The sequence below is a fragment of the Escherichia sp. 93.0816 genome (assembly GCF_013368855.2).
Classification (GTDB): Bacteria; Pseudomonadota; Gammaproteobacteria; order Enterobacterales; family Enterobacteriaceae; genus Escherichia; species Escherichia ruysiae.
Map to the genome: position 1 here is coordinate 48,930 of NZ_JABWNC020000012.1, position 11,900 is coordinate 60,829.

General features: G+C 53.5%; 9 protein-coding genes. 3 read left to right on the forward strand and 6 right to left on the reverse strand.

All coding sequences use genetic code 11. From position 1 onward, the window contains the following. Positions 1–258: 258 nt before the first annotated feature. From glcB to glcD, 5 genes are read right to left on the reverse strand one after another with little or no spacing between them, the layout of a single operon-like run. A complete protein-coding gene (gene glcB, locus HEM79_RS13885) occupies positions 259–2,430 on the reverse strand; it encodes a malate synthase G (RefSeq protein ID WP_176241623.1) in 2,172 nt (723 codons plus the stop codon). A 21-nt stretch (positions 2,431–2,451) separates the two neighbouring features. Next, on the reverse strand, positions 2,452–2,856 hold the full coding sequence (locus HEM79_RS13890; RefSeq protein ID WP_010355598.1) for a GlcG family protein: 405 nt from the start codon (positions 2,854–2,856) through the stop codon (positions 2,452–2,454). Between the two features lie 4 nt (positions 2,857–2,860). Beyond that, the gene (gene glcF, locus HEM79_RS13895) at positions 2,861–4,084 is read right to left on the reverse strand and encodes a glycolate oxidase subunit GlcF (RefSeq protein WP_176241622.1); all 1,224 of its coding nucleotides are present in this window, start codon (positions 4,082–4,084) and stop codon (positions 2,861–2,863) included. A gap of 10 nt (positions 4,085–4,094) precedes the next feature. Continuing rightward, positions 4,095–5,147, reverse strand: coding sequence for a glycolate oxidase subunit GlcE (gene glcE, locus HEM79_RS13900; protein WP_176241621.1), 1,053 nt, complete (start codon positions 5,145–5,147; stop codon positions 4,095–4,097). Continuing rightward, the gene (gene glcD / locus HEM79_RS13905) at positions 5,147–6,646 is read right to left on the reverse strand and encodes a glycolate oxidase subunit GlcD (protein WP_176241620.1); all 1,500 of its coding nucleotides are present in this window, start codon (positions 6,644–6,646) and stop codon (positions 5,147–5,149) included. Before glcD ends, glcE begins: the two co-directional genes overlap by 1 nt. 250 nt (positions 6,647–6,896) lie before the next feature. Here glcD and glcC point away from each other — a divergent pair, with 250 nt between their 5' ends. Continuing rightward, a complete protein-coding gene (gene glcC / locus HEM79_RS13910) occupies positions 6,897–7,667 on the forward strand; it encodes a transcriptional regulator GlcC (protein WP_176241619.1) in 771 nt (256 codons plus the stop codon). A gap of 70 nt (positions 7,668–7,737) precedes the next feature. Here glcC and yghO read toward each other — a convergent pair whose 3' ends face one another. Then, on the reverse strand, positions 7,738–8,862 hold the full coding sequence (yghO, locus tag HEM79_RS13915) for a protein YghO (protein WP_021551409.1): 1,125 nt from the start codon (positions 8,860–8,862) through the stop codon (positions 7,738–7,740). Positions 8,863–9,240: 378 nt separating this feature from the next. Here yghO and HEM79_RS13920 point away from each other — a divergent pair, with 378 nt between their 5' ends. Then, positions 9,241–10,962: a fatty acyl-AMP ligase gene (locus HEM79_RS13920; RefSeq protein ID WP_207105869.1), complete on the forward strand. Its 1,722-nt coding sequence runs from the start codon at positions 9,241–9,243 to the stop codon at positions 10,960–10,962. Beyond that, positions 10,959–11,873, forward strand: coding sequence for an NAD-dependent epimerase/dehydratase family protein (locus HEM79_RS13925; protein WP_176241617.1), 915 nt, complete (start codon positions 10,959–10,961; stop codon positions 11,871–11,873). The genes HEM79_RS13920 and HEM79_RS13925 overlap by 4 nt, the downstream gene beginning before the upstream one ends. Positions 11,874–11,900: the final 27 nt, after the last annotated feature.

An 11,900-nucleotide genomic window follows, 5' to 3' on the forward strand; every position in this document is an offset into this window, starting at 1 on the left:
AGCAACAGCACGCTGCTAACGCAATTGCTACCTCTGGCATAACAAGTATATCGGGTAAGGGTTTCTGTTCCGCACACGCAGGCGCAGAGTATCGTTAAGATGTCCATATTGTTGTTTTAATCCCGCTAGTGATGCGCTACGGGTATTTAATATTGTTAAACCCTGATAATCGCTCCGGTTATTTCCGGGGTAAATGTACTACCGCAGTAACTATAATAGCCCCGACAATAAAACTTGCCGGGGCTTTTGCTATTGCTATTAATGACTTTCTTTTTCGCGTAAACGCCAGGCGTGTAATAACGGTTCGGTATAACCGTTTGGCTGTTTCACGCCGAGGAAGATTAAATCGCTGGCAGCTTTAAACGCACACGAATTAGCGAAATTCCCCACCATCGGACGATACGCCGGATCGCCAGCGTTTTGCTGATCCACCACTTTCGCCATATTCTCCAGCGACGCCTGCACCTGTTCTTTAGTCAGAATACCGTGACGTAACCAATTGGCGATATGCTGGCTGGAGATGCGCAGCGTTGCACGGTCTTCCATCAGCGCCACGTTGTGAATATCCGGCACTTTTGAACAACCAATCCCCTGCTCCACCCAACGCACCACGTACCCCAGAATCCCCTGCACGTTGTTATCCAGCTCTTGTTGGATTTCTTGCGCCGACCAGTTAGCGTTTTCAGCGACCGGAATAGTCAGCAGATCGTCCAGCAGCGGTTCAAATTCAGCATTGAACTCGGTCTGAGCAATGTTGGCTTGCACGCTCTGTACGTTGGTTTGGTGGTAGTGCAGCGCATGGAGCGTAGCGGCAGTTGGCGACGGAACCCAGGCCGTGTTTGCCCCGGCACGTAACTGATCGCCCTTCTGGCTGTACATGTCAGCCATCAGATCCGGCATTGCCCACATGCCTTTACCGATTTGCGCTTTACCGCGCAGCCCACAGAACAAACCAGACAGCACGTTATTGCGCTCGTAGGCTTTGATCCACGGCGTCGATTTCATCTGGTTTTTACGCAACATCGGCCCCGCTTCCATCACCGAATGCATCTCATCGCCGGTACGGTCGAGGAAGCCGGTGTTGATGAACGCCACGCGGTTGCGCGCCTGGGCGATACAGCTACGTAAGTTCAGCGAGGTTCGGCGTTCTTCATCCATAATGCCCATTTTCAGGGTATTCGGTGCCATGCCGAGCATTGTCTCAATGCGGGTAAACAGTTTGTTGGCGAACGCCACTTCCTGCGGACCGTGCATTTTCGGTTTCACAATATAGACACTGCCAGTGCGCGAGTTTTTCTGCACTTTTAAATCATAGAGGGCAATCGCGCCAGTCATGACGCCATCAAGAATGCCTTCCGGGATTTCATTGCCTTCACTGTCCCAAATCACAGGAATGGTCATCAAATGACCCACGTTGCGGATAAACAGCAACGAGCGTCCGTGCAGAGAAATTTCAGAGCCATCGGCGGCGGTGTACTGACGATCGTCATTCAGTTTACGCACGATTTGCCGACCGTTTTTCTCCATTTTCTCTTGCAGAGTCCCCTGCATCAGGCCCAGCAAGTTGCGGTACAGCAGGATTTTATCTTCCGCATCAACCGCCGCGACCGAATCTTCGCAGTCGAGAATGGTACTGATGGCAGCTTCGACGATAACATCGTTGATGTGCGCCGGATCGTCTTTGCCAATCCGCCCGTTGGCATCGATTTGCAGCTCAATATGCAGGCCGTTATTTTTCAGCAAAATGCAGGACGGCGCAGCGGCATTGCCACGGTAACCGACAAACTGCGCCGGGGTACGTAACGTGGTTTCTGCGCCATTTTTCAACTGGACGCGTAATTGTTTATCGACCACGCTAAACGCCACCGCATCCTGATAGCCACCATTTTCCAGCGGCAGTGATTCGTCGAGAAAACGCCGAACCCAGGCGATAACCTGTTCGCCGCGCTGTGGATCGTAGCCACTGACCATCGCCCCTTCCTGCGGGATGATGTCGCTGCCGTACAGCGCATCGTACAGTGAGCCCCAGCGAGCGTTCGCCGCGTTCAGCGCGTAGCGGGCATTCATTGCCGGAACCACCAGTTGCGGCCCCGCCTGGCTGGTGATTTCGCTGTCGATGCCCGTGGTTTCCACCGTCACGTGCTCCGGTTGCGGCACCAGGTAGCCCAGTTCACGCAGGAAAGATTTATAGGCCGCTTTGTCTTTTACCGGCCCCGGATTGCTGCGATGCCACTCGTCGAGCGCCGCCTGAATGCGATCGCGTTCTACCAGCAACTGACGATTTTCTGGCGCCAGATCGTGAACAATCTCATCAACATTGCGCCAGAACGCGGCAGCATCCAGTTCCACGCCCGGCAAAACTTCTTCATCCACAAAACGTTTAAAATTGGCGTCAATGCGTAAACGGCCCTGGGTTATGGTTTCACTCATTATTTATCTCCTCGTTTTCGCTTATTTCGCCAACACCGCTGCTGCCGCTTTCGCGACCTGCGCATCCTGTGCTCCGGTTAAACCAGAAACGCCCACGGCACCAATAATTTGCCCATCCACAACAACCGGTACGCCGCCTTCCAGCGACGTCAATAACGGCGCAGTCACGAACGCGGTACGTCCGTTGTTCACCATCTCTTCATAGCCCTTAGTTTCACGACGCCCCAGCGAGGCGGTACGCGCTTTCTCCTGGGAGATGTAAGCCGCAATCGGCGCGCAATCATCCATGCGACTTAACGCCAGCAGATGACCGCCGTCATCGGCAACAGCAATGGAAACAGACCAGTTATTTTTCTGCGCCTCTTCCTGACCTGCGGCAATAATTGCACTCGCCATTTGCTGGCTAAGAATGACTTTAGTTTTCATTTTGTTATTCCTTTTCAAGGGCTTGTTCTACAATTTCAATCCAGTGGCGCACAGAGGTACGACCGGCGCTCGCCAGATGCGTCTGGCAACCAATGTTGGCGGTGACAATCATTTCCGGTTTGCCGCTTTCCAGCGCATTCATTTTGTTATCCCGTAGCTGGCGCGCCAGATCGGGATGCGTTAACGCATATGTTCCCGCCGACCCGCAGCACAGATGACTGTCGGGAACGTCGGTTAAGGTAAATCCCAGGCGCAGTAATACTTTTTCCACTTCGCCGTTCAGCTTTTGCGCATGTTGCAGAGTACACGGGCAGTGGAAGGCCAGTTTTTTATCGCCGCGAATTGCCAGTTTTTCCAGCGGTTCCTCGCGCAACAGTTCGACTAAATCGACCGCCAGTTCACTGACCTGACGCGCTTTATCGGCATACAGCGCATCGTTTTTAAGCATCTGCCCATACTCTTTGACGAACGCGCCACAGCCGCTGGCAGTCTGCAAAATAGCCTCGGCACCCGCTTCAATCGCAGGCCACCAGGCATCAATGTTATTTCGCGCGCGCGCTAAGCCCTTTTCCTGCGCATTAAGATGATAGTCCACTGCCCCACAACAGCCTGCTTCGTTAGCTGGCATGACGCTGATCCCCAGACGATCCAGCACTCGCGCAGTTGCCGCGTTGGTGTTGGGCGAAAGCGTAGGCTGGGCGCAGCCTTCCAGCATTAAAACCCGACGCTTATGGCGCAGCGGCGGACGCGGTTTAGCTTTCACCGTTTCGGCAGGCAGTTTTGCTCTGACCTGTTCCGGCAAAAACGGTCGCAGCACCAGCCCTACCTGCGTCAATGCGCGAAAGACCGCCGGACGCGGCACTACCTGGCGCAATCCTTCGCGCAGCATTCGCTCCGGCAGTGGGCGTTTCACTTTCTGCTCGACAATATCACGCCCGATATCCAGCAGAGTGTGATAGCGCACACCAGAAGGACAGGTGGTTTCACAGTTGCGGCAAGTGAGACAGCGATCGAGATGCTCCTGCGTTTTAAGCGTAACTTCGTTGCCTTCCAGCACCTGTTTAATCAGATAGATGCGCCCGCGCGGCCCGTCCAGTTCATCCCCCAGAAGCTGATAGGTTGGGCAGGTTGCGGTACAAAATCCGCAGTGAACACAGGCGCGCAGGATGCTGTCGGCTTCCAGCGCCCGCGCGTTCTGACGCATCTCTTCGGTTAATCGGGTTTGCATAGCCTGCTCCTCAAAGTTCCGCGTACATGCGACCGGGGTTAAACACGCCGCAAGGGTCGAGCTGCTGTTTAAGCTGCTGGTGATAGCGGAATAAAGGGGCTGGCAACGGGGCAAAGCCACCATCTCCTGGACTAAAGCGAGTCGCATGACCGCCAGCGTTACGGGCGATGCGGTGGATTTGATTGTCATCGGCGGTCGATTTCAGCCAGCGTAACGCGCCGCCCCAGTCGATCAGTTGCTCGCCGGGTAAATCCATCATCGGTGCATCGGTGGGTAAGGAAATGCGCCATAAAGTGCCCGGTAATGAGAAGAACGGCAGTTGTTGTTCACGCAATTGCTGCCAGAACTGACCAGCGACCTCTTCGCCACCCAGCAGTTCACGCGCCGCTTTTACCGATCCTTCACCACCTTCAAGGCGGAGCCACAAGGCGTTGTCGAAATAACATAAGCCGCTAATGGGGAGTGGCTGGAGTTGCCACTGGGCGATTTCACTCATGGCTTCTTGCAGGCTGATTTCCCGCCGCAGGCTCAAGGTAGCGCGCGGTCGCGGCAACACTTTCATTGAGATTTCAGTGAGCACGCCAAGACAACCGTAGCTTCCGGCCATTAACCGCGAGAGATCGTATCCGGCAACGTTTTTCATCACTTCGCCACCAAAACGCAGATGTTTTCCAGCGCCGGTAATGATGCGCGTGCCGAGGACAAAATCGCGGACCGAACCGCTCCACGGGCGACGCGGCCCCGCCAGCCCGCAGGCGACCATCCCGCCCCAGGTGGCTTCTTCACCATAATGCGGCGGCTCGCAGGGAAGCATTTGCCCGGCGCTCTCCAGCGCCGCTTCAATCGCCACCAGCGGCGTTCCGGCACGCGCGGTTATCACCAGCTCGGTCGGGTCGTAATTAACAATGCCGCGATGACAACGCACATCCAGCGTTTGCCCGGTGACAGGGCGACCTAAAAAGGCTTTGCTATTGCTTCCCTGAATTACCAGCGGCGTTTTATCGCTAATCGCCTGATTCACCTGCTCCAGTAGCACCTGGCTGTAATCACACTCGCGTAGCATCAGAAACGCTCCAGTTCAGGGAAAGGTAAATGACCGTGATGCACGTGCATGGCACCAAATTCAGCGCAGCGGTGCAGTGTGGGAATGTTTTTCCCTGGGTTCAGCAAACCATCAGGGTCAAACGCCGCCTTGACCGCATGGAAGGTCGTGATTTCATCGCTGTTGAACTGGGCGCACATTTGATTGATTTTTTCGCGTCCGATGCCATGTTCCCCACTGATGCTGCCGCCCACTTCGACGCAGAGTTCGAGGATCTTCCCACCCAACTCTTCCGCACGGGCAAATTCACCGGGTTCGTTGGCATCGAAAAGGATTAACGGGTGCATGTTGCCGTCTCCGGCATGAAAGACGTTGGCGACGCGTAAATCATATTGCTGCGATAAACGGGCAATGCCTTCCAGTACGCCAGGCAGCGCACGGCGCGGAATGGTGCCGTCCATACAGTAGTAATCCGGCGAGATACGCCCCACCGCCGGGAACGCATTTTTGCGACCGGCCCAGAAACGCACACGCTCCGCTTCGTCCTGTGCCAGACGGACGTCAGTCGCGCCCGCTTTCAGTAAGATGTCGTTAACCCGCTCGCAGTCTTCCTGAACGTCAGACTCCACGCCGTCCAGCTCGCACAACAAAATCGCTTCGGCATCGACGGGATAACCAGCATGAATAAAATCTTCCGCCGCGCGGATCGACAGGTTATCCATCATCTCAAGCCCGCCGGGGATAATGCCATTGGCGATGATGTCACCGACGGCGAGTCCGGCTTTTTCTACCGAGTCAAAGCTGGCTAACAACACGCGCGCCACGGGGGGCTTTGGCAGCAGTTTTACCGTCACTTCGGTGGTCACGCCGAGCATACCTTCCGATCCGGTGAACAGCGCCAGCAGGTCAAAACCTGGCGAATCCAGCGCGTCCGATCCCAGCGTCAGCACCTCGCCGTCCAGCGTTTGCACTTCGATTTTCAGCAGGTTATGTACGGTCAGACCATATTTCAGGCAGTGGACGCCGCCGGCATTTTCAGCCACATTGCCGCCAATCGTACAGGCGATTTGTGATGAAGGATCCGGCGCGTAATAGAGATTATGCGGCGCAACGGCCTGGGAGATCGCCAGGTTACGCACGCCCGGCTGCACACGCGCGCGGCGACCAACGGGGTTAATGTCGAGGATCTCTTTAAAGCGCGCCATCACCAACAACACACCTTTTTCCAGCGGCAGCGCGCCACCAGAAAGCCCGGTGCCTGCACCACGGGTCACCACCGGTATACGCAGGCGGTGGCAGACAGCCAGAATCGCTGTCACCTGTTCCATTTGCTTAGGCAGAACAACCAGTAATGGACGCGTGCGATACGCGCTCAACCCGTCACACTCGTAAGGAATGATCTCCTCATCGGTATGCAGGATCTCCAGTCCAGGGACATGCTCACGCAGTGCCATCAGTACCGATGTGCGGTCGACATCGGGTAAAGCGCCATCAAGACGCTCTTCGTACAAGATGCTCATGAGTAGGCTTCGCTTTGTTGTGTTGTGTGGCAGCTGATTTTTGCGCGCTGCTTCTGTGAACAGTTATTAAGCGGGCTTTTCGTTTTCGTCTATCTCTTTAGCTACCGGTCAGACCATTTTTTTTCCAGCTCTGTGACCTTGCCTTGGTTAACTTAATGTTAAATTGATGTAACATAATCACTTGCGTGATGTGCGTGTTTTGCGAGTTAAGAACAGAAAAATTGGTCCTACCTGTGCACGAGGTCCGGGAATGAAAGATGAACGTCGCCCTATTTGCGAAGTGGTTGCAGAGAGTATCGAACGGTTAATTATCGACGGCGTGCTGAAGGTCGGACAGCCGCTTCCCTCGGAACGTCGACTGTGTGAAAAGCTCGGCTTCTCACGCTCCGCACTGCGTGAAGGGCTGACCGTGCTGCGCGGGCGCGGGATTATTGAAACGGCGCAGGGTCGCGATTCTCGTGTCGCACGGCTTAATCGGGTGCAGGACACCAGTCCGCTGATCCATCTGTTCAGTACGCAACCGCGAACGCTGTACGATCTGCTCGATGTTCGCGCATTACTGGAGGGCGAATCGGCAAGGCTGGCGGCAACGCTGGGAACCCAGGCTGATTTTGTCTTGATCACTCGCTGTTATGAAAAAATGCTCGCCGCCAGTGAGAACAACAAAGAGATTTCGCTGATCGAACATGCGCAGTTGGATCACGCTTTTCATCGGGCAATTTGTCAGGCTTCCCACAATCAGGTGCTGGTGTTTACTCTGCAATCATTGACCGACCTGATGTTTAATTCGGTGTTTGCCAGCGTGAATAATCTCTACCATCGACCACAGCAGAAGAAACAGATCGATCGCCAACATGCGCGGATCTATAACGCGGTTTTGCAGCGGCTGCCGCATGTCGCCCAGCGAGCCGCTCGCGATCACGTGATGACCGTAAAAAAGAATCTCCACGATATCGAGCTGGAAGGCCACCACTTGATTCGCTCGGCGGTGCCGCTGGAAATGAACAAGGTGGGAATGTGAGCCGAGTTTTCGCCCTCACCCTCTTCCCCTGGGGCGAGGGAACCGCCCCTGCGCTTAATGGGTTCTGGTATTAAATGTGCTTTTCATACAACCGGTAACGTTTATACGGCTCCGCCCCAATGCGTTCCAGCATGTTATTCATGCCTGTATTGGTTTCGAGGATCCATGACATCTCCAGCGCATCAATATTCCTGCGAGCAAACGGATCGCGTAATGCTTCAATCAGCAGCAGTGCGATCACCGGGCCGATGCGGCTAAACTGATACTCGTCATGTACCCCCATCAGCGGCACTCGCGCAGTTCGCACACCGCTGACTTTTAAGCGCCACAGCAATTTTGCCCAGCCGAAGGGAAAGAGCGATCCATTCAGATCGGCAATCGCTTCGTTGATGTTCGGTAAGCCGACAATAAACGCACAGGGTGCAGAATCAATCTCGGCGATGTAGATCATATCGTCCGGCACCAGGTACTTAAGCTGATCGCCCATGGTCGCGAACTCATGTTCGGTAAACGGCACAAATCCCCAGTTGTGCTGCCAGCCAGAGTTGAAAATCTCACGCAGAACCTGCATTTCTTCGGCAAACCGCTGGCGATTGATGCAGCGAATGGTCACCTTTTTGCGTACCTGCTCCATCAGTTTTTTTAGCGCCGGAGAGAAAGTAAGATCGGTTCGCTGCATCCACCACGCCAGTAGATCAATGCCTTTGTGATAACCCAATTGTTCAATATGTGCGGCATACCACGGTTTACCGTGCGGCATCATCGCGCATGGCGGTGTATCGAAACCCTCAATCAGTAATCCGCTTTCCTGATTGATATTCAGACTGAAAGGTCCGCTGATGTTGCGCGCGCCTTGTGACTTCAACCATGCTTCCGCTGCGCCAAATAAAGCGGCAAAAACCTGCGGATTATCAATGGCGTCAATCATACCGAAATGACCAGTATCTTCGCCGTATCGCTCGCGGTGCAAGGTATCGATTTGCGCGGTAATGCGCCCGACTATCTGCCCCGCTTTTTTTGCCACCCACGCCTGCCAGATAATATGCTCCGTCCCCGGATTCTTCCTGGACAAATGCTCGCTGCGTTCAATGAACAAAGGGGGGATCCAGTTTGGATCATCGGGATAAAGTGATGACGGAAAAGCGATAAATGCCTTAAGGTCATTTTTATTAATTACTTTTTCAATTTTAATCATCAGCAGACCGCATTCCCTGGCTCAGTGGCTAACAAATAATTAACGGAGGGAATACGGGCATAAACCGAGACATTCGGCACCTTAATAATCCATCCGATGAATATAAAATACTGCTTTTAATTATTGCGATAAAACCATTACCTACATTATCTAAAAAATATTGATCTTTAGTGCTTAATGCGACCAGACAGGCCACTTACTTAATATATTCACAAATCAAATATTATTCACAATAAAAACAAAAAAGTTAAAACCATTATTTAAATCAATGTTCAACATCGCACCCGTGAAAATACTATCTCATTTATCTTTTATGCCTATATAATCCACCACATTATTGTCATTTTATTTTTGATATCCAATTTTCTCGTGGTGTATATGTCTAATAAAATTTTTACGCATTCCCTGCCTATGCGCTATGCCGATTTTCCAACGCTGGTTGATGCTTTGGATTATGCCGCTCTGGGTAGCGCCGGAATGAATTTTTATGACAGACGTTGCCAGCTTGAAGATGAACTGGAATATCACAATTTAAAAACACATGCCGAAGCAGGCGCAAAGCGGTTGTTATCGCTAAATTTGAAAAAAGGCGATCGCGTGGCGCTGATTGCCGAAACCAGTAGCGGGTTTGTCGAAGCATTTTTTGCCTGCCAGTATGCCGGGTTAGTCGCCGTCCCGTTGGCGATTCCGATGGGGGTCGGTCAGCGAGATTCCTGGAGCGCCAAATTGCAGGGCTTACTGGCAAGCTGTCAGCCAGCCGCGATTATCACCGGCGATGAGTGGTTACCACTGGTCAATGCCGCGACGCATGACAACCCCGAGTTGCATGTGTTAAGCCATGCCTGGTTTAAATCCTTGCCGGAAGCCGACGTTACGCTCCAGCATCCCGTTCCAGACGATATCGCCTACCTCCAGTACACCTCCGGCAGCACCCGTTTTCCCCGTGGCGTCATCATTACTCATCGCGAAGTGATGGCCAATCTACGTGCCATCAGCCACGATGGCATTAAATTACGTCCGGGCGATCGCTGCGTCTCCTGGCTGCCTTTCTATCATGATATGGGGCTGGTCGGTTTTCTCCTGACACCTGTCGCCACGCAGCTTTCAGTGGATTACTTGCGCACTCAGGATTTCGCCATGCGCCCGCTGCAATGGCTTAAATTGATAAGCAAAAATCGCGGCACCGTTTCCGTTGCGCCACCGTTTGGCTATGAACTGTGCCAGCGCCGGGTGAATGAAAAAGATCTCGCTGAACTGGATCTCTCCTGCTGGCGCGTCGCCGGTATTGGCGCTGAGCCAATCTCCGCAGAGCAACTCCATCAATTTGCTGAATGTTTCCGTCAGGCTAACTTTGACGATAAAACTTTCATGCCATGCTACGGGCTGGCAGAGAACGCACTTGCCGTCAGTTTTTCTGACGAAGCCTCCGGCGTTGTAGTTAACGAAGTGGATCGCGACATCCTCGAATATCAGGGTAAAGCCGTCGCGCCGAACGCAGAAACGCGCGCTGTATCGACTTTCGTCAACTGCGGTAAAGCCTTGCCGGAACATGGTATTGAAATCCGTAATGAAGCAGGTATTCCAGTCACGGAACGTGTGGTAGGTCATATTTGCATCTCTGGCCCCAGCCTGATGAGTGGTTACTTTGGCGACCTGGCTTCGCAAGACGAGATTGCCGCGACGGGTTGGTTAGATACTGGCGATCTCGGCTATCTGCTGGGCGGTTATCTGTATGTCACCGGACGCATTAAAGATCTGATTATTATTCGTGGGCGCAATATCTGGCCGCAGGATATGGAGTACCTGGCGGAGCAGGAGCCGGAAATTCACTCCGGCGATGCCATTGCTTTTGTTACCGCCCAGGAAAAAATCATTTTGCAGATCCAGTGTCGGATTAGTGACGAAGAACGTCGCAGGCAGCTTATCCACTCGCTGGCGGCACGGATACAAAGCGAGTTTGGCGTGACAGCGGCTATTGATCTGTTACCGCCCCACAGTATTCCCCGCACGTCTTCCGGCAAGCCCGCCCGTGCGGAAGCGAAAAAACGTTATCAGAAGGCCGTCGCCGCTAATCCCCCTGTGCAGGAATCTCTCGTATGAGCCAAACAGTCGCGGTGACGGGTGCTACCGGATTTATTGGTAAATATATTATCGATAACCTGCTCATTCGCGGCTTTCATGTTCGCGCGTTGACGCGTACTGCCCGCGATCACGTCAGCGATAATCTCATCTGGGTGCGCGGTTCGCTGGAAGATACGCATTCGCTTAGCGAGCTGGTTGCCGGTGCCAGTGCGGTGGTTCATTGTGCCGGGCAAGTGCGCGGGCACAAAGAAGATGTCTTTACCCGCTGTAACGTTGACGGCAGTCTGCGCCTGATGCAGGCGGCAAAAGAGAGCGGCTTTTGCCAACGTTTTCTGTTTATCTCTTCGCTGGCGGCGCGCCATCCTGAACTCTCCTGGTATGCAAACTCCAAACACGTCGCCGAACAACGGCTGGCTGCGATGGCTGACGAAATTACGCTGGGCGTTTTTCGCCCGACGGCAGTCTATGGCCCCGGCGATAAAGAGCTAAAACCACTGTTTGACTGGATGCTGCGCGGTTTGCTGCCACGGCTTGGCGCACCAGAAACACGACTCTCTTTTCTGCACGTTACCGATTTCGCGCAAGCTGTGAGTCAGTGGTTAAGCGCCGAAACTGTACCAACGCAAACATATGAATTATGCGATGGCGTCTCCGGAGGCTATGACTGGCAACGCGTACAACAGCTTGCCGCTGCCGCCCGTCGTGGTTCCGTACGGATGGTCGGCATTCCTCTACCGTTGCTCACATGCCTTGCGGATATCAGTACCGCGTTGAGTCGCCTGGCAGGAAAAGAACCTATGCTGACCCGCTCGAAAATTCGTGAATTAACCCATGCCAACTGGTCGGCAAGTAATAACCGTATTTCTGAAGATATTAACTGGTTTCCCGGGATTAGCCTGGAACACGCATTACGCAACGGGCTATTTTGATTGTCTTGTTTAAAGGTGTGTTAACGT